Source organism: Cognatazoarcus halotolerans (genome assembly GCF_009800965.1).
GTDB lineage: Bacteria > Pseudomonadota > Gammaproteobacteria > Burkholderiales > Rhodocyclaceae > Cognatazoarcus > Cognatazoarcus halotolerans.
On the sequence record NZ_WUAF01000002.1, the window covers coordinates 97,450 to 115,747 of the forward strand.

The window sequence follows — 18,298 nt, forward strand, 5'->3', positions numbered from 1 at the left end:
GACAATAAGGAGGCGCTTAAATAAGATCCAATCTGTTTTTATGCGCGAATGAAATAATATTTTCTGATGAAACTGGCGAGTCGCGTCACCCTTCGGCAGCTGCGTGCGCTCGATGCGGTTGCCACCAGCGGCAGCTTTACCGATGCTGCCCGGCTGCTGCATCTCACCCAACCGGCGGTGTCGATGCAGTTGCGTGAGCTCGAAGGCATCGTCGGCGAGGTGTTGCTCGACGGGCGTCGCGAAATCCGTCTGACCCATGCCGGTGAGGTGCTGGTGCGTCGCGCCCGCGAAGTCTTCGATTCACTGGAGCTGGCGGAGGTCGAGATCAAGGCGCGTCGCGGTGTCGCGGCGGGCACGCTGGAGGTGGTGGCGATCACCACCGCAGAGTATTTCGTGCCGCACCTGCTGGCCGAATTCGGACGACGTTTTCCGGAGATCAGCTTCCGCCTGTCGGTCGAGAACCGTGAGCGGGTGCATGCCTTGCTGCGCGAGCAGCGGGTGGACGTGGCGATCATGGGAACGCCGCCGAAGGGCATCCCGCTGCGGCGTACACCGTTCGCACCGCACGCGCTGAGCTTCGTTGCGCGGCCGGATCACCACCTTGCCGGCAAGCGCGCCCTCCCGCCGGCAAGTCTCACAGAGGAGCGTCTGCTGCTGCGCGAACGCGGTTCGGGCACCCGCGACCACCTCGAGCGCTACCTCAAGCACCACGGCGTACGTCCAGAGCGCGCCGACGAGCTGGGCAGCAACGAGACGCTCAAGCAGGCGGCGATGGCCGGTCTCGGCGTGGCCTTCCTGTCTCACCACACCTTCGCGATGGAGGCCGAGACCGGGCGACTGGTGCGGCTCGATGTGCAGGACACGCCGGTGATCCGCGAATGGAACGTGGTGGTGCGCAGCGACCGGCCGCCGACCCCCGCGGTCGAGGCCTTGCTCGAATTTCTGCAGACCGAGGGCGCGACGCTGCTGCGCGCCCACACCGCCTGAATGACCGAAGCGACCCTCAAGTCGATCCGGCTTCGACCGTAACAAGCCGTGACAACAAGTACTGCCGGCAGGCTGCATGGCGGACCGAGGGTTTTACACCATCGTCATATGCAGAAGAAATGCCGTGCTCGGGATGAATGGCATGACAATCGAAGAAGAATTGCGGGACAGCCGCATCCTGCTGTGTGATGCGCACCCGGAGGGGCTCGGGATACTCGGCAGCATGCTCGCGGATGAGGGGATGCAGGCGGTCGAGTCGCTGGGGGACGTCGAGCGGGTGGTCGCGGTGCTCAAGGGGCACGGCCCCTTCGATCTGCTGATCCTCGCAATCGACGGCAGTCGCGGCGAACCCGTCCTTGCCGTGCTGAAGGCGCTGCAGTCGGTGCCCCCGGGAGAAATGAGGCCGCAGGTGCTGGTACTCACCGAAGGTGACTGCGTGGAGGTCTGGACCGAAGCGCTGCGAATGGGGGCGGACGATTTCGCACGTCGCCCGCTGCGTCAGATGGAGTTTGCGCTGCGGGTGCGCAACCTGCTGCGCCTGCGTCGGGCGGTCGACCGGCAGCGCAGCTTCGACGCGGCGGTCGAGGCGCGGGTGAAGGCGCAGACCCTGGAGCTGGTGCGCGCGTCCGAGACCTTCGTGCGCAAGCTCGCGACCATCTGCGAGGTGCGCGACAGCGGTACCGGTCTGCACATCCTGCGCATCGGCAAGTATGTGCGGGTGATCGGCGAGGCGCTCGGCCTCGCTCCGGAAACCTGCCTGCTCATCGAACGGGCGGCCCCGCTGCACGACGTCGGCAAGATCGCGGTGCGCGAGGAGATCCTGCTCAAGCCGGGCCGGCTCTCGGGCGACGAGTACGAGCAGGTCAAGGAGCACGCCAGCGCGGGTGGCGAGCTGCTTGGCGACCAGGAATCACAGATGCTGCGGATGGCTGCGACGATCGCCGCGCATCACCACGAGCGATGGGACGGCAGCGGCTATCCCAACGGCCTGCGCGGTGAGGAGATCCCGGTCGAGGCACGCATCACCGCGATCTGCGACGTCTTCGACGTACTCACCTCGAGGCGCCACTACAAGGATCCATGGTCGGTGCAGAACGCGGTCGAGTACCTGGTATCGGAAGCTGGCCGCCAGTTCGATCCGCAGCTGGTGGATATCTTCGTGCGTTCGATCGAGCGGATCGAGCATATCCGCGAAACCTACCATGACCTGCCCGAGCGGCGACAGGGTTGATCAGTCGCCGCTCGGTGGTTCGATCTGCCCGAAGCCGGCGTAGCGGGCGATGAAGCGCTGTCGGCCCTGTCTCAGGAATGCGTCGAAATCCCATTCGCCGGGCTGCAGGCGGTGATGGAAGGCCGGCCGGAAGAGATAGGTCCAGGCGACGATGCGGGTATCGTCGGGCAGGCATACCTCGCGCCTGACTCGCTCGTATTCGAGGCCCTCGAATGCATCGAGACGGGCGAATGCAGCCTCGTCGAGCATGCGATAGAGTAGCCCCCGAACCTCGTGCCCCTGACGCTCGACCATGCCGGGGTAGTCCTCGCCGCGTACCGGGTGGCGCTGGTGTCCGTGCAGCAGCGCCGGCTCGCCGTAGCACGGGCGACCGCACACCATCGACATGATCTCTTCGCACATCAATGAACCGTAAGTGAAGCAATGGAGCGTCATGGATTTGCCCAGATCTTGTTTTGCGATGCAGCATAAATGGCCGGTGAGCGCACGGCAAGCACCACTACGGGAAGCCGTTCATGACCGACGCGCATGATCATGCCCTGCAGGCCGCGCGCGCGCACTACCGGGCCGAGTGCTATGGGGCCGCGCTGCAGGCGGCTGAGTCGGCCGAGGGCTTCGGCGAATCGACACCCCTGCTGCGAGTGGCCGGGCTCAGCGCGCTGGCGCTCGATTCGCTGGATGCCGCGATCGGCTATCTCGGCCGGGTCAGCCGTGCCGACGGGCAGACGTCCGACGACCTCTACAACTACGGCATCGCCTTGTCGCGGGCGGGGCGCCATGGCGAGGCCGAGCCGATCCTGCGCCGCGTGCTCGCGCTTGATGCGCAGCATGCGCGCGCTGCCAACGCGCTGGCCGGACTGTGCCTGCAGTGCAATCGGCTCGACGAGGCCGAGGCGCTCTATCTGGAGGTGTTCGCGCGCGATCCGGTCCCGCCGGACGCGCACCTCAACTTTGCCCTGCTGTGCCTGCGTCGCAAGCGCTTTGCGGAGGCCGAGCATCATTACCGCCGTACCCTGGCGATCGATCCGGAGCATCACGAGGCGGCCTTCAATCTCGGCTCCGTGCTGCTGGCGCAGGGCCGTTTAGAGGAAGGCTGGCTGCACTACCGTCGTCGCACCGAGCCACGCCGCGGGCATGCCGCGGTGAGCGTGCCGCGCCTGCCTTTTGCCCGCTGGCAGGGCGAATCGCTCGCGGGCAAGCGCTTTCTGATGTGGTGCGAGCAGGGTTTTGGCGATCAGATCCAGTTCTGCCGTTACGTGTCGCTGTTGCGTGCGGCCGGCGCAAGCCAGTTGGAGGTTGTCTGTCCGCCGCCGCTGTGCAGCCTGTTGGCGCGGCTCGACGGCGTCGACCGGGTGATTCCATTCGGCACCGAGACGACCTTTTCACGACCCGACTACTGGGCGCTGCCGCTCGACCTGCCGGGGCTGTTCGGCACCACCATCGCGAACATTCCGGGCCCCCTGCCTTACCTCTCGGCCGACGATTCCCTGATCAGGCAGTGGGCGCCGCGGCTTCCCGCAGCAGGGCTGCGTGTGGGGCTGGCATGGAAGGGCTCGCGTGCGCACGCCAACGATGGGCAGCGCTCGTTGCCGGCGCTCTCGGTGCTGGCCCCGCTGTGGCAGGTGACGGGCGTGCGTTTCGTGAGCCTGCAGAAGGGGCCGGGCGAAGAGGAGGTTGCGCCGTTCTCGGTGGGTCGGCCGCTGTCGGGGCTTGGCGCCGAGATCGACAGCTTTGCCGACAGCGCCGCCATCATTTCGGGGCTGGACCTGGTGATCTGCGTCGATACCGCCATCGCCCATCTCGCCGGCGCGCTCGGCAAGCCCTGCTGGGTGCTGCTGCCGGACGAGAACACTGACTGGCGCTGGCTGCGCGAGCGCGAGGATTCGCCCTGGTACCCGGGGGTGATGCGCCTCTTCCGGCAGCACGCGCCGGGCGACTGGGCCGGCGTGGTGGAGCGGGTGCGCGATGCGCTCGCGCGACTAGCGTACAAGCAGCGCCAGCAACCCGATCAGGCCGGCCGCGGCGAGCGCGAGGGCCAGCCGTAGCTGGCGACGGGTGGCGTCGAGCGCCGTAACCAGTTGCTCGTTCTGCTCGGCAAGCCGGGCGATCAGTTCCGAGCTTGCCTGGGCTTCACGGCCGAGATCACAAACAGCTTGTTCGAGCAGATCGATCCGCGTCTCGAGCGGCACCGGCGCGTCGCGATCGGCTTCATCGGCGGGTGCCGGGGTTTCGTTCCTGACCTTGTTCCACAATCCCCGTGCGCTGCGGGCGAGGCCCGGCGCGGCGGCGATGACATCGGTCCATGGGATGGCCTTGGCGGCTGCGGCCCAAGGGATGGGCATGACGCGATCTCCGTAATCGACTCGATGCTGCGACCCGCACGGCCAGCCGGGGTTCCTGCCGGCCGTGCGGGTCTGGCTCAGCGGCCGGCGAGCCGTTCCAGCTGGGGCCGCAGCTTCTCGAGTGTGGCGGAGAAGCCGGCGAGCCGCTCTTTCTCCTGGTTGACCACCGCCTCGGGGGCGCGCGCGACGAAGCTCTCGTTGGCGAGCTTGGCCCGCGCCTTGGTGATCTCACCTTCGAGGCGTGCGATTTCCTTGCCGAGGCGCTCGCGCTCGGCGGCGATGTCGATCTCCACCTTGAGCATCAGCCTCGTCGAGCCGACCACCGAGACCGGGGCCATCTCGTCGGCGCTGATCTCGTCGACCACGCTCACCTCGGAAAGCTTGGCGAGTCCGGCCAAGTAGGGCGCGTAGGCATTGAGCACGGCGGCCTCGCCCGCGGCGACGAGCGGCAGGCGCTGAGCGGGGGAAATGTTCATCTCGCCGCGCAGGTTACGGCAGGCGTAGGTCATCGCCTTGAGTTCGGCAACCTTCGCCTCGCTCGCTTCATCGATGCGGCTCATGTCGGCGGCGGGGTAGCGCGCCTGCATGAGGCTCTCGGTGTCCTTGCGGCCGGCCAGTGGCGCGACGGTCTGCCACAGCTCTTCGGTGATGAAGGGGATCAGCGGGTGCGCCAGGCGCAACACCGTCTCGAGCACCCGCAGCAGGGTGCGGCGCGTGGCGCGCTGCTGCGCTTCGTTGCCGTTCTGGATCTGTACCTTGGCGAGTTCGAGGTACCAGTCGCAGTACTCGTCCCAGACGAACTCGTAGATCGCCTTGGAGAGCAGGTCGAAGCGGTAGTCGGCGAAATGCTGGGTGACCTCGGCCTCGGTGCGCTGCAGCTTCGAGACGATCCAGCGGTCGGCAAAGCTGAAGTCGAGGTAGCTGCCCTCGCAGGCCGCCGCGTCGTGGTTGTCGAGCCCGCAGTCATGCTCCTGGGTGTTCATGAGCACGAAGCGGGTGGCGTTCCAGAGCTTGTTGCAGAAGTTGCGGTAGCCCTCGCAGCGGGCGAGGTCGAACTTGATGTCACGGCCCGGGCTGGCCAGCGAGGCAAAGGTGAAGCGCAGCGCATCGGTGCCGAAAGCCTGGATGCCGTCCGGGAACTCCTTGCGGGTCTTCTTTTCGATGCTTGCGGCCTGCTTCGGGTTCATCAGGCCGGTGGTGCGCTTGGCGACGAGTTCGTCGAGCGAGATGCCGTCGATCAGGTCGATCGGGTCGAGCACGTTGCCCTTCGACTTGGACATCTTCTGGCCTTCCGCATCGCGGATCAGGCCATGCACATAGACGTGCTTGAAGGGGATCTTGCCGGTGATATGCCTGGTCATCATCACCATCCGGGCAACCCAGAAGAAGATGATGTCGAAGCCGGTGACGAGCACCGTGGAGGGCAGGTAGAGATCGAGCGCGTCGTTCGACTTCTGCGGCCACTCGGCGGTCCAGTCCAGCGTCGAGAAGGGCCACAGTGCCGACGAGTACCAGGTGTCGAGCACGTCCTCGTCACGGTTGAGTGTGCCGGCGTAGCCGTCGGCAGCTGCCAGCGCGGCAGCCTCGACCTCGTCGTGGGCCACCCAGCAGCGGCCGTCGTCGCCATACCAGGCGGGGATCTGGTGACCCCACCACAGCTGGCGCGAGATGCACCAGTCCTGGATGTTGTTGAGCCACTGGTTGTAGGTGTTGACCCAGTTCTCGGGATAGAACCTGATCTCGCCCGAGGCCACGCATTCGAGTGCCTGCTCGGTGATGCTCTTGCCGTCCTTGCCCGGCTTGCTCATGGCCACGAACCACTGGTCGGTGAGCATCGGCTCGATGATCACGTTGGTGCGGTCGCCGCGCGGCACGGTCAGCTTGTGGGCCTTGGTCTCCACCAGCACGCCTGCCGATTCGAGATCGGCAACCACCTGCTTGCGTGCGTCGACGCGGTCGAGCCCGGCAATGTTCGTCGGCATCGCGACCGTGGCCTTGCTCTGGCCCTTGGTGTCGAACACCTCCGCACCGGCCGGCACGCTGCCGTCGAGCCGGAGGATCACGATCATGTCGAGGCCGTGACGCTGGCCGACCGCGTAGTCGTTGAAGTCGTGCGCCGGCGTGACCTTGACGCAGCCGGTGCCGAACTCGCGCTCGACATAGTCGTCGGCAATGACCGGGATGTCGCGCTCGGTGAGCGGCAGTCGCACCGTCTTGCCGATTAGGTGGGCGTAGCGCTCGTCCTCGGGGTGCACCATCACCGCGACGTCGCCGAGCATGGTCTCGGGGCGGGTGGTGGCGACGGTGAGGCCTTTGAGCTCACCGATCGGGCCTTCGGTAAACGGATAGAGGATGTGCCACAGCTTGCCGTCTTCCTCTTCCTGCACCACTTCGAGGTCGGACACCGCGGTGCCCAGTTTCGGGTCCCAGTTGACCAGCCGCTTGCCGCGGTAGATGAGGCCTTCGTTGTAGAGCCGTACGAAGGTTTCGGTGACCGTCTTCGAGAGCCCCGCATCCATCGTGAAGCGCTCGCGCTTCCAGTCCGGGCTGGCGCCGAGACGGCGCATCTGGCGGGTGATGGTGCCGCCGGAATACTCCTTCCACTCCCACACCTTCTCGAGGAACTTTTCCCGTCCGAGGTCGTGACGGCTCACGCCCTGAGCGTCCAGCTGGCGTTCGACGACGATCTGTGTGGCGATGCCGGCGTGGTCGGTGCCCGGCTGCCACAGGGTGTTGTCGCCGCGCATGCGGTGGAAGCGGGTGAGGGCATCCATGATGGTCTGGTTGAAACCATGACCCATGTGCAGCGTGCCGGTGACATTGGGTGGCGGGAGGAGGATGCAGAAGGCGTCCTGCTTGCTCTTGTCGAGGCCTGCGTCGAAATATCCGCGCGACTCCCATTCCGGGTACCAGCGGCGCTCGATCTCCGCCGGCTCAAAACTCTTGGCCAGTTCCATGCTCGTGTAAACCCCGTCGGGGCGGTGAAGGCAAAGGCGGGATTATAGCGGAGCCGCAGGGCCCTTCCGGCGGCGATTGCTGCGCCGCAGGGGATTAGTCGCGGATGTCCTGCGGAAGCTCGTCGAGCATTTGTGCAATGCAGCCCGAAATCTCGGGGATCAGGGTGGCACGCATGTGCGCCAGTGCCTGGATGCGGATCCGGTCCGTCATGGTGTCGAACTCGCGCGAGATGATCTGCGGTAGCTCGTCGGCGAGCCATTCCTCGACGCTTCGCTGGATGCTGGCATCCAGTTCGATTATGCGCTCGGCGATCCGTGCCTCGAGCGCAGTGCCGGCGGCGTTGGTGGCGTCCGGCTCTGCACCGGCAACCGGAGGTGGCCCTGCAGCGGCAGGCGTGCCGGGGAGTTCCACGACATCGGTCAGTACCGGAAGATCGTCAATGTCGTCGCCGCCTCGATGCCGACGGATCAGCGCGTCGGCCTTGCCGAGCAGCAGGTCGGCGGTCTCGAGCTCCTCCGGCAGTGGAGGCTCGTCTTGCGGGCGGAAGCTCATTCGCTACCTCGCTTGGCGAGATCGTGTGGGATCGGCTCGAATCCGGCCGACTTGTAGCTGCGCCAGCGCTCGCGCGCCGCCGCGCGATCGGCATCGTCGGGGCCGACCACTTCCATCAGCATCGAGAACGCGGCGTGCTCGGCGGGCAGGTCGTTTCCCAGGTTGAGCAATACGTCGTGATGCGGCCATTTTGCCTCGGCATGGCCGATCACGATCGGAGTTTCGGGTGCGAGCGGCGAGTCCGCCATCACGTGCGGGACGAAGGCGAGCTGGTCGAAAGTCCACAGCAACTGGTCGAAGCGACGGGCGAGCGTCGTGTCGGGGATGCGCACCGCCAGCCGCCGCCCGGCGCCGCAGGCGCGCTGGGCAATGCGGCACGCGGCGGCAAGCCGGTCAGGGGCGTTGTGATAGAAGTGGATCTCGGTCACGCGGATGCGGCCGTTCAGCCGGTCCTGCCCTCGGCACGGCCGATGATGAACTCGGTGAGCAGCGGTACCGGGCGGCCGGTCGCACCCTTCGCATCCCCCGAAAGCCACGCGGTCCCCGCGATGTCGAGGTGTGCCCACTTGTACGCCTTGGTAAAGCGGGCAAGGAAGCTGGCCGCGGTGATCGCTCCGCCGAAGCGTCCGCCGATGTTGGCCATGTCGGCAAAGTTGCTCTTCAGCAGGTCCTGGTATTCCTCCCACAACGGCAGCTGCCAGGCGCGATCGCCGGTGGTCTGGCCGCAGGCGAGCAGTTGCGCGGCAAGCTCGTCGTCGTTCGCCATCAGACCGCTCGGAATCTTGCCCAGGGCGACGATGCAGGCCCCGGTGAGGGTCGCGATGTCCACCACGCAGGCCGGCTCGAAGCGCTCCGCGTAGGTCAGCGCATCGCACAGCACCAGCCGGCCCTCGGCATCCGTATTGAGAATCTCGATGGTCTGTCCGGACATCGACGTGACCACATCACCGGGCTTGCTGGCCTTGCCGTCGGGCATGTTTTCGCTGGCCGGAATGATGCCTACGACGTTGATCGGCAAGGCCATGCGAGCCACGGCACGCAGCGTGCCGAAAACGCTGGCGGCACCGCACATGTCGTACTTCATCTCGTCCATCTCGGCGCCAGGCTTGAGCGAGATGCCGCCGGTATCGAAGGTGATGCCCTTGCCGACGAGCACCACCGGCTTTTCCTTGGGTTTGCCGCCCTTGTACTGCATGACGATCAGTTTGGGTGGCTCGACCGAGCCCTTCGCCACCGACAACAGCGAGTGCATGCCAAGCTTTTCCATCTGCGCCTGTTCCAGCACTTCCACCTTGAGCTTGAATTCCTTGCCAAGCTTTCTGGCGGCGTCGGCCAGATAGGTGGGGGTGCAGATGTTGCCGGCAAGGTTGCCGAGATCCTTGGTCAGGGCCATCCCTTCGGCTGTTGCGCGACCACGCGTGATCGCGGTTTCCATCGCGGCGTTGACCTTGTGGCGGGTAACGAAAATCAGTTTGTGGGCGCCCTTGGCCGGCTTGTCCGATTTCTTCGCCTTGTGCAGCTCGAAGCGATAGGTGGCGTCCTTGAGCAGTCGCGCGGCCTGACTGAGCTTCCACGCCATGTCGCGCCCGGGGACCTCGGTGTCGGTCAGGCAAAAGGCAGCATCCTCTGCGCTGCCCGAGGCGAGGATCTTCGCACTGGCGCTGATCGCGTCACGATAGGTCTTGTCGGTGAGCCCGTCGGCCGCGCCGAGCGATACCAGCAGCAGGCGCTGACAGAGCAGCCCGGGTACCGCGTGCAGCATCAACGTACTGCCGGCCTTTTCGTCGAGATCGCCCTGACCGATGATCGCGCCGATTGCGCCTTTGCACGCCTTGTCGAGCGCCGCGGCAGCGGGGCTGAGTTCCTTGTCGGCGAACACGCCGACGACGAGGCAGCCGGTTTTGAGTTTTTCCGGGCTACTGGTCTTTATGGTAAATTCCATCGCTGTTCCTTGGAATGACGCGTCAATCGGGCCTTCGGCGATTATGGCCGCATGATTGGGTGTCGTCAAAAGCTGCCCTTAAGCTCCGACCCGACGGTTTTTCGCGCGATGATCTTCGAGCGCGCCGCCCAGCGCGAATTCGCCAACACTGCGGCTGCGGTATTCGTCGCGCTGTTTGCGATCCTTATTTCCACCGTTCTCATCCGCCTGCTTGGCCAGGCGGCGGGGGGGCGTCTGCCGTCCGATGCGGTGCTTGCGCTGATCGGCTTTGGGGCCCTTGCACAGTTGCCGATCGTGCTCTCGCTGACCCTGTTCATCGCCATCCTCACCACCTTGTCGCGCAGCTACCGTGATTCGGAAATGGTGGTGTGGTTTGCCTCCGGCGTGCCGCTCACCGCCTGGATCAGGCCGGTGTTGAAGTTCTCACTGCCTTTGGTCGTCGTGATCGCCGCCGCCACGCTGGTCATCGCCCCATGGGCCCAGCTCAAGAGTGTCGAATATCGGGAGCGCAGTACCAGCCGCGACGATGCCTCGCGCGTGGCGCCAGGCGTATTTCGCGAGTCGGCACGTGGCGAGCGGGTGTTCTTCGTCGAGATCGGGGCGGGAGATGACGGCCGGGTGCGTAATGTGTTCGTGAGTTCGATGCAGCAGGGCCGGCTCGGCGTGATGGTTTCGGCGGAGGGCTTCCTGCGTACCGATGAGCAGGGGCAGCGTTTCGTGGTGCTCGAGAACGGGCGGCGCTACGAGGGCACGCCGGGAACGGCCGATTACCGCGTGATGGAGTTCGAGCGATACGCGGTACGTATTCAGGACCGCGCGGCTGTCGAGCCGCCGCAGAAACCACGCATGTTGACGCTTCGTGAGCTCGTCGAACAGCCGGTACCTGCCAACAGGGGCGAACTGCTGGCGCGTATCGGGACGCCGGTGGCTGCCCTGCTGCTGTCCCTGCTGGCGATCCCGATGTCCTTCGTCAACCCTCGGGCAGGCCGTACCAACAACCTGATCGCGGCGATTCTTACGTATCTGGTGTACACGAATGCGATCAGCATCGCCCAGGCCTGGGTGACCCAGGGCAAGATCAGTTTCGCGCTCGCCCTGTGGATTCCTCACCTCCTGGTCCTGTTGCTGCTGGGGGCCTTGTTCTACAAGCGGCTGTCGCTGCTTTCGATCTGGCGCAGGCGGACATCATCATGAAGGTGCTGACCCGCTACCTGGCAAGCCAGATCTATGTCGCGACGGGCGGAGTGCTGGTGGCGTTCCTCGGTCTGTTCGGCTTTTTCGATCTGCTCAACGAGCTCGATAGCGTCGGCAAGGACGGCTACCAGATGCATCACGCGCTGGTGTATGTGCTCTTGCTGGTGCCGGGCCGGGTTTATGAGCTGCTTCCGATTGCGGTGCTGATCGGCTCGCTCTACGCGCTGACCACGCTGGCGCGCAACTCCGAGATCACGGTCATGCGGGCGTCGGGACTGTCCACCGCAAGGGCGCTGGGTGTGCTTGCCGCGATCGGCTCGCTGTTCGTGATCGCGACCTTCGTGTTCGGCGAATATGTTGCGCCGCCGGCCGAGCGGGCAGCGCAACAGTGGCGCCTCACGGCGACCCGCTCGAACGTTTCGCAGGAGCTGTCGAGCGGTCTGTGGATTCGTGATGGTGCGCTCTTCGTAAACGTTCGTACCTTGTTGCCGGACCGCACCCTGAAGGATGTCCGTGTCTACGAATTCGATGATGATCACGCCCTGCGATCCATCGCAGACGCGGCGACCGGTCAATACGAGGGGGCGGCCGGCTGGAAGCTCAGCCGCGTTGCGCGGACGGTATTCGAAAAGACCTCGACGCGCGTCGAGCAACTCGACGAGCTGTACTGGAAATCGGAACTGACGCCCGAGGTCCTCAGTGTGCTGATGGTTGTGCCCGAGCGCATGTCGGTGAGCACCCTCTATGCCTATGTCGCTCATCTCAAGGAAAACGGCCAGAAAGCGGACCGTTACGAGATTGCGCTGTGGAAGAAGCTGGCCTACCCGCTGGCGGCCCTGGTGATGCTCGCGCTGGCCTTGCCCTTCGCCTACGGTCACGACCGCATGGGCGGCGTCAGCCTCAAGGTCTTCCTCGGCGTGATGCTGGGCATCGGGTTTCATCTGCTCAACGGGCTGTTCTCGAACCTCGGGGTCATCAACGCTTGGCCTGCACCGGTTGCGGCGCTGACGCCGAGCCTGCTGTTCCTGTGTGCTGCGGGCGTGATGCTGTGGCTTCAGGAACGACGCTGATCGAGGCTGCCGCGGCGTTTTGGCGGGCACAAAAAACGGGGCGCCCCGTGAGGCGCCCCGTTCGCAGCAAAGCGGATTTCCCGGATCAGGAAACGGCTTTCTTGCGTTTGAAGTCCAGCTTTTCCTTGATACGTGCCGACTTGCCGGAACGCTGACGGAGATAGTACAGCTTGGCGCGACGCACATCACCGCGGCGCTTGACCTCGATGCTGGCGACCAGCGGCGAGTAGGTCTGGAACGTGCGCTCCACGCCTTCGCCCGAAGAGATCTTGCGGACGATGAAGCTGGAGTTGAGACCGCGGTTGCGCTTGGCGATCACCACGCCTTCATAGGCCTGGAGACGCTCGCGCGTACCTTCCTTGACCTTCACCTGGACGATCACCGTGTCGCCGGGGGCGAATTCGGGAATCGGCTTGTCCTGGGTCAGGCGGGAAATCTCTTCCTGCTCGAGTTGCTGAATCAGATTCATTGCGTAACTCCTGTCAAAAAGTCAGTGGCCGCTGGCCTTGGGGCAGAGCAGGTCGCCACCTGATGCCTCCGTTTGTGTTTCCGTTGCCGCTCCCCTTGCGGGGGCTGCAGCGGATTGTGTCTGCCTGAAAGTCTCAAGCAGGCGCAATTCCTGTTTGCCCAGCGCCCGACCCGTCAGCAGGTCCGGCCGCCGGGCCTCGGTCCGCCCCAGCGACTGCTGCAGGCGCCAGCGCCGGATTTCGGCGTGGTTGCCCGAGAGCAGAACCGGGGGAACCGGCATGTCCCGATACACCTCCGGCCGGGTGTAGTGGGGGCAGTCGAGGAGCCCGTCGACGAAGGAATCCTCCACCGCCGAGTCGGCATCGCCCAGAGCCCCCGGCAACTGCCGGACAATCGCGTCGAGCAGCACCATGGCCGGTAATTCGCCTCCCGACAGCACGAAATCGCCGAGAGATATTTCTTCATCCACGCAGCGGTCGATAAGCCGCTGGTCGATGCCTTCATAACGTCCGCAAAGCAACACCAGCGACGGCTCCGCCACCAGTTCCATCACCTTGCCGTGATCCAGCCTGCGCCCCTGGGGCGAGAGGTAGATCACCCTTCCTGCCGGCACGCCGGCCTGTAACTGCGCGGTCTTCGCCGCCTGAATCGCCATTTCCAGCGGTTCGACCAGCATCACCATGCCGGGGCCGCCCCCGTAGGGCCGGTCATCCACGGTGCGGTGCCGGTCAGTGGCAAAGTCCCGCGGATTCCAGCAGTCGAGCCGGTAGAGATCCCTTTCGAGGGCGCGCCGCGTGATACCGCTGCCGGTCAACGCCCCGAACATCTCCGGAAAGAGGGTGATGATGTCGTAGCGCCGTCTGCCGGTCGCCGTCACCAGTCCTTTTCCCATTCCACGTGAATCACACCCGCGGGTACATCCACTTCCTTGATGAAGGCTTCGACGAAAGGAATCAACCTTTCCTCCTCGCCCTCCTGGACCTGCAGCACTGCATGCGCGCCGGTTTCCATGAGACCGGCAACCGTGCCGAGCGCTTCGCCAGCCAGATTGCGTACTGCAAGGCCGGTCAGATCAGCCCAGTAATACTCATCCTTGCCGGTGGCAGGCAGTGCTTCGCGCGGTGCACCGACGTACATCTGTTCCACGGCTTCCGCCGCATTCCTGTCGGGCAACTCGTCAAATGCTGCGACGAGCGAGCGACCCTGCGCCCTGCATGCCTTGAGGCGATATGCCTTCCATTCGGTTTCCGGCGCATCGGCATCGGCGCATAGCCACCAGTGCGACATCTTGCGCCACGACAGCGGATCGTCGCCGAAGGGGTGGATTTTCACCCAGCCCTGAATGCCGAAAGGGGCGACGATGCGCCCCAGTACTATCATCTCGGCCCGGACGGAATCTGTCTGCTTCAGGCGGCCTTGGCGGCGCCTTTGACGAGACGGGCTACGGTCGGCGACAGCTGCGCGCCGTTCTGCTGCCAGTGGGCAAGACGCTCGGCGTTGATGGTGAGCGGAATTTCTTTGCCGGACGCCATCGGGTTGTAGAAACCGACGCGCTCGATGAAGCGGCCGTCACGACGATTGCGAGAATCGGCGGCGACGATGTTGAAGAACGGGCGCTTCTTGGCGCCGCTGCGGGCAAGGCGAATGACAACCATCGTGTAGTCCTGATCCGGGTTTTCGGAAAACGAGCAAGGATACGGGAAAACATGCCGGAGAACAAGCCACCCCATAGCGGTGGATACAGATGTCCGACCGGTCAGGGGGATTCGATCGCGGGCTGTTGCCGGCACCTCCGACAATATAGAATGCGCGGGACCGAATAAACGGAAAGCGTGTGTCCGCGGATGTCTCTCTCGTCAAAGCCTGATAACGATTCGCTCGGCTCCGTCGGGGGGAATGCCGGCGAGGCCGCAGCCTCCGACGGGCTGGCCAGCGAGCTCCAGCAGCTCCGACAGCGTATCGATCTTTTGCCGGGCTCGCGGGCCGCAGGGGACGATCTCAAGGTGCTCGCCGATGATCTTTCCGGCGAATCGGACCGGGTGGTATCGCAACTCGTCGGCGTTGCACTGCCTCTTCCGCACGATCTGCATGCCCTGCAGCAGATCGCCGTCGAGACCCTGGTGGCGACTGCCAGGGCCTGTAGCGGGGCGACGCGGGAAGGACGATCCGGTTTCCTTTCCGGTTTCCGGCGTGACGATGAGGTGGTTGCCCGCGGGCTTGCCTTGTTGGTCGAGGCCTACGAGATCTGTTGTCTGGCGGGTTGTTCGCCTCCTTACGGCTTCTGGCTGCTGGCACATGGTCTGTTTCATTCGGCTTGTCCGTCGGGCGTCTCGGCCGGTGAGCCGGAGCGTCACAATAGTGCGGTGGCCTCGTACAAGCGCCTGTTGGCCATCAATACGTTGCAGCCCGAGGGCTTTACTTCCACGGAACTCCAACAGGCATACGCGCTGCTGGACGAGATGGCATGTATGGCCACGGTTGGCGTCGCGGCCGGCGAAGCGGCACAGTCGAATTTCTGGATCGACTATGCACAGGACACGCCGCCGGTTCCGATCGTGCGTCGCGAGCCGCCGCCGGTGGACGGGTTGGGTTTTTTCTCGGCGGTGCCGCTGGGACACCATCTCACCACCTTGCTCGATTCGCTCGGCGAACAAGAGCCGGATGAGAACGCAAACGCGTGGGATGTTGGAGTCGATGCCGTGCGCCTTTCGCTTTATCGGCGACTGCGCGAACGATGGGCGATGCCGCCCAGGCGTGAACAGGCCCGGCGGAGGAGCGAGTACTCGGTTCAGGTGTGCATTGGGCTGAATCCGATCTGGCGACGGCTGTCGGATCCCGCGTCGGCCGGCCGCCTTGCCGAATGGACGGTCCAGAACGAGAGCCCCGGGGGATATGCGATCATGCGCCTTTCGGGCGTGGCCGATACGCTGACCTCGGGGATGCCGATCGCCCTACGAAAGAACACAGATCAACCCTGGTCGATCTGCGTAGTCCGTTGGGTGCGCAGCGAGACGCCCGATCAGCTGGAGCTTGGGCTGCAGCTGGTTTCGCTGGCCGGCATCCCGGTGCGTATCGCGTTCAGGACCGGGGCGTCGGCTGCAGGGCCGGTGCGTGCGCTGGTGCTGCCGCCGCTCGAGGCGGTCCGGCGCCATCAGGCGATCCTTGCGCCTTTGGGAACCTATACTTCGAGGCGCTTCGTACTGCTGCACGAAGGTGCCCGTCTTTACGTGGCGCAGGGAAGACTGCTGAGCCTCGACATGCAAACCACGAGTGTCGAGCTGTTCCAGTTCGAGGTTGATCCCTACCCGATCTGATTGCCCGTCGATGCGGTGTCGAGCAGGCGGTCAAGCGAGTCGGCGAGCGGGTCGTCGGCCAGTTGCTCGATGCGCTCCGCGAGGGCAGGACCAAGCTGCCCGCCGCGCGAGCGCAGGCCCTTCGGTGAAACGCTAAGGGCCTGCAACACCTGCCCCAGTCGAACGTTCTCGCAGCGGATGGTCAGGACCCAGCCGAGTCGATCGGTGTTGGCGACCCAGCCTGCGAGGTTCAGGTCCTCCAGGCGTGCCTCGGTATCCGCGAGCGAGAGGCCGGTGTCGTTCGCGATCTGTCCGGTTTCCGGCGTTTCTCCGCGTTGCTGGGCGACGCGCAGTCGCGCCATGACCTGCAGACTGTCCAGCAGCGCGTCGCCCGGAAAGCGGTCGCGGTTCGACATGTTGAACGCAGCATCGGGCAGCACGGCGACAATCGCGGCACCGATCAGGACGATCAGCCAGGAAAGATAAAGCCATAGCAGGAAAATGGGGAGTGCCGCGAAGGTGCCGTATATCAGCGTGTAGGCGGTGAAGTGTCCGATGTAGGCGCCGAACAGGCGCTGCATGCCGGCCAGTGCCACGGCGCTGAACACGCCGCCCATGATTGCATGAGCGACCCTGACCGGTCGGTTCGGAAGGCCGTGGTACATGAGGCTGAAGACGGCAGCGAGCAGCAACAGCGTCATGACGCGCAGCGAGGCAGCGTGCAGCCACTGCGCCTCGCTGATCAACCCGAGTGAAAAGCTCAACAGCTGAGAGCTGGCGAAGATGCCCGCGGCCAGCGCGAGCGGGCCGAGGGTCAGGCCGACCCAGTAGATCGTGAGTCTCGAGAGCAGAGGGCGCGGATGGGCGACGGCCCAGATCTGATTGAACGCCTTGTCGATGGTGAGCATCAGCATCAACGCGGTGACGACCACCAGCAGCGTGCCGATGAGGGTAAGGTTGGCCGCCTTCTGCGAGAACTGGAATGCGTAGGTGGCGATGATCTGACCGGCCTTTTCCGGCAGCAGCGTGTCGAGCATGAAGCTGCGCAGGGCGTCGCTGATGCCCTGCACCCCGGGCATGTGCCCGAAGATCACCAAGCCCACGGTAAGCAGGGGAACCAGCGAGAGCAGGGTGGTGAAGGCCAGACTGCTTGCCACCTGGGGGCAGCGTGCCGCCACCATGCGGTCGCGAAGCAGGCGCGCGAAGCCGAGCAGCTGCTGCAGTGGGGCGTCCGGAGGGGGGGCGGGAATCATCGGGTGAGGGGTCAGGCTTCGCTATAATCCCGTAATTCTAGCTAACGCAGTGCACAATGAACGAAATCCTTGTCCTCTACTACAGCCATCGAGGCTCGGTGGCTGCGCTCGCCGAGGAGGTCGCGGCGGGTGTCGAGCAGGTTGCGGGCATGGCCGCACGGGTGCGAACGGTACCCCGGATATCGACGAATTGCGAGGCTGTCGAGCCCGCCATCCCGGGCAATGGGCCGCCCTACGCCGAGCTTCGCGATCTCCGCGAATGTGTTGGTCTGGCGCTCGGCAGCCCGACGCGCTTCGGCAACATGGCTGCGCCGCTCAAGTATTTTCTCGACGGGACCGGCAGCGTCTGGCACTCGGGGGAGCTGGCGGGCAAACCGGCCTGTGTCTTTTCTTCCACCGGCAGCCTGCACGGCGGTCAGGAGGCAACCTTGCTGTCGATGATGATTCCTCTGCTTCACCACGGAATGCTGATGGTCGGCTTGCCCTACACGGAGGCCGACCTGTTGACCACTTCCTCGGGTGGAACGCCTTATGGCGCAACCCACGTATCAGGTGCCGATGGCGATCCGACGCTTTCGCCCCATGAGCAGCGTCTTGCCCGCGCGCTCGGGCGCCGGCTCGCAGAGACCGCGGCGAGGCTCGCATGATGCCCTCGACCAAAGTGCTCGCATGGCTGTCGAGCGCGCTGCTGCTGGCACTGATCGTGCTATGCGTGAGTTGGGAAATGTGGCTTGCGCCGCTGCGGCCCGGCGGGTCGTGGATGGTGCTCAAGGGGGCGTTGCTGCTGGTGCCGCTGTTCGGAATCCTGCGGGAACGCCGCTACACTTACCAATGGATGTCGATGTTCATCCTGTTGTATTTCACTGAAGGTGTCGTCCGCGCGTCCGACCCCGGTCTGAGCGGCAAGCTTGCGCTTGCCGAAGCCGTCCTTTCGGTGCTGTTGTTCGTTGCCGTCGTGCTCTACGCGAGACAAAGCGCGCCATCGCGTCAGAAGGCAGCAGGATGAAT

19 protein-coding genes are annotated in these 18,298 nt (G+C 64.9%); 8 read left to right on the forward strand and 11 right to left on the reverse strand.

The genetic code is table 11. From position 1 onward, the window contains the following. The first annotated feature begins 66 nt into the window (after positions 1–66). Positions 67–987, forward strand: coding sequence for a LysR substrate-binding domain-containing protein (locus tag GQB03_RS03405; protein ID WP_159684431.1), 921 nt, complete (start codon positions 67–69; stop codon positions 985–987). A 142-nt stretch (positions 988–1,129) separates the two neighbouring features. Then, positions 1,130–2,218 carry an HD-GYP domain-containing protein gene (locus GQB03_RS03410; RefSeq protein WP_159684433.1) on the forward strand — a complete coding sequence of 363 codons (1,089 nt, stop codon included), beginning with the start codon at positions 1,130–1,132 and terminating at the stop codon, positions 2,216–2,218. Here GQB03_RS03410 and GQB03_RS03415 read toward each other — a convergent pair whose 3' ends face one another. Next, positions 2,219–2,653, reverse strand: a complete 435-nt coding sequence (locus GQB03_RS03415; RefSeq protein WP_159684436.1) for a gamma-glutamylcyclotransferase family protein — start codon at positions 2,651–2,653, stop codon at positions 2,219–2,221. It lies immediately after the preceding gene. 80 nt (positions 2,654–2,733) lie between these two features. Between GQB03_RS03415 and GQB03_RS03420 the strand changes: the two genes are divergently transcribed. Next, positions 2,734–4,263 carry a tetratricopeptide repeat protein gene (locus GQB03_RS03420; RefSeq protein ID WP_159684440.1) on the forward strand — a complete coding sequence of 510 codons (1,530 nt, stop codon included), beginning with the start codon at positions 2,734–2,736 and terminating at the stop codon, positions 4,261–4,263. Here GQB03_RS03420 and GQB03_RS03425 read toward each other — a convergent pair. The 5 genes from GQB03_RS03425 to GQB03_RS03445 form a co-directional block, all read right to left on the reverse strand. After that, positions 4,198–4,560 (reverse strand): hypothetical protein, encoded by a 363-nt coding sequence (locus GQB03_RS03425; protein ID WP_159684443.1) that lies wholly within the window; start codon positions 4,558–4,560, stop codon positions 4,198–4,200. The two genes, GQB03_RS03420 and GQB03_RS03425, sit on opposite strands and share 66 nt — an antisense overlap. Before the next feature lie 77 nt (positions 4,561–4,637). Continuing rightward, on the reverse strand, positions 4,638–7,517 hold the full coding sequence (locus GQB03_RS03430; RefSeq protein WP_159684446.1) for a valine--tRNA ligase: 2,880 nt from the start codon (positions 7,515–7,517) through the stop codon (positions 4,638–4,640). Positions 7,518–7,611: 94 nt separating this feature from the next. Beyond that, positions 7,612–8,070, reverse strand: coding sequence for a hypothetical protein (locus tag GQB03_RS03435; RefSeq protein WP_159684449.1), 459 nt, complete (start codon positions 8,068–8,070; stop codon positions 7,612–7,614). Then, the gene (locus tag GQB03_RS03440) at positions 8,067–8,498 is read right to left on the reverse strand and encodes a DNA polymerase III subunit chi (protein ID WP_159684451.1); all 432 of its coding nucleotides are present in this window, start codon (positions 8,496–8,498) and stop codon (positions 8,067–8,069) included. The genes GQB03_RS03435 and GQB03_RS03440 overlap by 4 nt, the downstream gene beginning before the upstream one ends. Before the next feature lie 14 nt (positions 8,499–8,512). After that, the gene (locus GQB03_RS03445; RefSeq protein WP_159684454.1) at positions 8,513–10,012 is read right to left on the reverse strand and encodes a leucyl aminopeptidase; all 1,500 of its coding nucleotides are present in this window, start codon (positions 10,010–10,012) and stop codon (positions 8,513–8,515) included. Between the two features lie 108 nt (positions 10,013–10,120). On the opposite strand from GQB03_RS03445, the gene lptF reads away from it, so the two are divergent. Next, positions 10,121–11,206, forward strand: coding sequence for an LPS export ABC transporter permease LptF (lptF, locus tag GQB03_RS03450; RefSeq protein WP_159684456.1), 1,086 nt, complete (start codon positions 10,121–10,123; stop codon positions 11,204–11,206). Beyond that, positions 11,200–12,276 carry an LPS export ABC transporter permease LptG gene (gene lptG, locus GQB03_RS03455; RefSeq protein ID WP_159685205.1) on the forward strand — a complete coding sequence of 359 codons (1,077 nt, stop codon included), beginning with the start codon at positions 11,200–11,202 and terminating at the stop codon, positions 12,274–12,276. Before lptF ends, lptG begins: the two co-directional genes overlap by 7 nt. A gap of 85 nt (positions 12,277–12,361) precedes the next feature. On the opposite strand, the gene rplS is transcribed toward lptG, so the two are convergent. From rplS to rpsP, 4 genes are read right to left on the reverse strand one after another with little or no spacing between them, the layout of a single operon-like run. Beyond that, positions 12,362–12,745, reverse strand: a complete 384-nt coding sequence (gene rplS, locus GQB03_RS03460) for a 50S ribosomal protein L19 (protein WP_159684459.1) — start codon at positions 12,743–12,745, stop codon at positions 12,362–12,364. A gap of 21 nt (positions 12,746–12,766) precedes the next feature. Continuing rightward, positions 12,767–13,636 (reverse strand): tRNA (guanosine(37)-N1)-methyltransferase TrmD, encoded by an 870-nt coding sequence (gene trmD / locus GQB03_RS03465; RefSeq protein WP_159684462.1) that lies wholly within the window; start codon positions 13,634–13,636, stop codon positions 12,767–12,769. Next, entirely contained in the window at positions 13,618–14,124 is a 507-nt protein-coding gene (gene rimM, locus GQB03_RS03470; protein WP_159684465.1) for a ribosome maturation factor RimM, read from the reverse strand. The genes trmD and rimM overlap by 19 nt, the downstream gene beginning before the upstream one ends. A gap of 26 nt (positions 14,125–14,150) precedes the next feature. Beyond that, on the reverse strand, positions 14,151–14,399 hold the full coding sequence (gene rpsP / locus GQB03_RS03475) for a 30S ribosomal protein S16 (RefSeq protein WP_159684468.1): 249 nt from the start codon (positions 14,397–14,399) through the stop codon (positions 14,151–14,153). A 189-nt stretch (positions 14,400–14,588) separates the two neighbouring features. Here rpsP and GQB03_RS03480 point away from each other — a divergent pair, with 189 nt between their 5' ends. Continuing rightward, a complete protein-coding gene (locus GQB03_RS03480) occupies positions 14,589–16,058 on the forward strand; it encodes a hypothetical protein (protein WP_159684471.1) in 1,470 nt (489 codons plus the stop codon). On the opposite strand, the gene GQB03_RS03485 is transcribed toward GQB03_RS03480, so the two are convergent. Continuing rightward, positions 16,046–17,290, reverse strand: coding sequence for a YihY family inner membrane protein (locus tag GQB03_RS03485; protein ID WP_159684473.1), 1,245 nt, complete (start codon positions 17,288–17,290; stop codon positions 16,046–16,048). The genes GQB03_RS03480 and GQB03_RS03485 overlap by 13 nt on opposite strands. 56 nt (positions 17,291–17,346) lie before the next feature. Here GQB03_RS03485 and wrbA point away from each other — a divergent pair, with 56 nt between their 5' ends. Both wrbA and GQB03_RS03495 read left to right on the forward strand, forming a co-directional pair. Further along, a complete protein-coding gene (gene wrbA, locus GQB03_RS03490; RefSeq protein WP_159684476.1) occupies positions 17,347–17,937 on the forward strand; it encodes an NAD(P)H:quinone oxidoreductase in 591 nt (196 codons plus the stop codon). After that, a complete protein-coding gene (locus tag GQB03_RS03495) occupies positions 17,934–18,296 on the forward strand; it encodes a DUF2069 domain-containing protein (RefSeq protein WP_235026924.1) in 363 nt (120 codons plus the stop codon). The genes wrbA and GQB03_RS03495 overlap by 4 nt, the downstream gene beginning before the upstream one ends. The last annotated feature ends 2 nt before the right edge of the window (positions 18,297–18,298 follow it).

Excerpts from the sequence above, each read along its gene's own strand:
- GQB03_RS03405 (WP_159684431.1), top strand. The coding sequence starts at position 67 with ATGAAACTGGCGAGTCGCGTCACCCTTCGGCAGCTGCGTGCGCTCGAT.
- GQB03_RS03410 (WP_159684433.1), top strand. The coding sequence starts at position 1,130 with ATGACAATCGAAGAAGAATTGCGGGACAGCCGCATCCTGCTGTGTGAT.
- GQB03_RS03415 (WP_159684436.1), bottom strand. The coding sequence starts at position 2,653 with ATGACGCTCCATTGCTTCACTTACGGTTCATTGATGTGCGAAGAGATC.
- GQB03_RS03420 (WP_159684440.1), top strand. The coding sequence starts at position 2,734 with ATGACCGACGCGCATGATCATGCCCTGCAGGCCGCGCGCGCGCACTAC.
- GQB03_RS03425 (WP_159684443.1), bottom strand. The coding sequence starts at position 4,560 with ATGCCCATCCCTTGGGCCGCAGCCGCCAAGGCCATCCCATGGACCGAT.
- GQB03_RS03430 (WP_159684446.1), bottom strand. The coding sequence starts at position 7,517 with ATGGAACTGGCCAAGAGTTTTGAGCCGGCGGAGATCGAGCGCCGCTGG.
- GQB03_RS03435 (WP_159684449.1), bottom strand. The coding sequence starts at position 8,070 with ATGAGCTTCCGCCCGCAAGACGAGCCTCCACTGCCGGAGGAGCTCGAG.
- GQB03_RS03445 (WP_159684454.1), bottom strand. The coding sequence starts at position 10,012 with ATGGAATTTACCATAAAGACCAGTAGCCCGGAAAAACTCAAAACCGGC.
- lptF (WP_159684456.1), top strand. The coding sequence starts at position 10,121 with ATGATCTTCGAGCGCGCCGCCCAGCGCGAATTCGCCAACACTGCGGCT.
- rplS (WP_159684459.1), bottom strand. The coding sequence starts at position 12,745 with ATGAATCTGATTCAGCAACTCGAGCAGGAAGAGATTTCCCGCCTGACC.
- trmD (WP_159684462.1), bottom strand. The coding sequence starts at position 13,636 with ATGGGAAAAGGACTGGTGACGGCGACCGGCAGACGGCGCTACGACATC.
- rimM (WP_159684465.1), bottom strand. The coding sequence starts at position 14,124 with ATGATAGTACTGGGGCGCATCGTCGCCCCTTTCGGCATTCAGGGCTGG.
- rpsP (WP_159684468.1), bottom strand. The coding sequence starts at position 14,399 with ATGGTTGTCATTCGCCTTGCCCGCAGCGGCGCCAAGAAGCGCCCGTTC.
- GQB03_RS03480 (WP_159684471.1), top strand. The coding sequence starts at position 14,589 with ATGTCTCTCTCGTCAAAGCCTGATAACGATTCGCTCGGCTCCGTCGGG.
- GQB03_RS03485 (WP_159684473.1), bottom strand. The coding sequence starts at position 17,290 with ATGATTCCCGCCCCCCCTCCGGACGCCCCACTGCAGCAGCTGCTCGGC.
- wrbA (WP_159684476.1), top strand. The coding sequence starts at position 17,347 with ATGAACGAAATCCTTGTCCTCTACTACAGCCATCGAGGCTCGGTGGCT.
- GQB03_RS03495 (WP_235026924.1), top strand. The coding sequence starts at position 17,934 with ATGATGCCCTCGACCAAAGTGCTCGCATGGCTGTCGAGCGCGCTGCTG.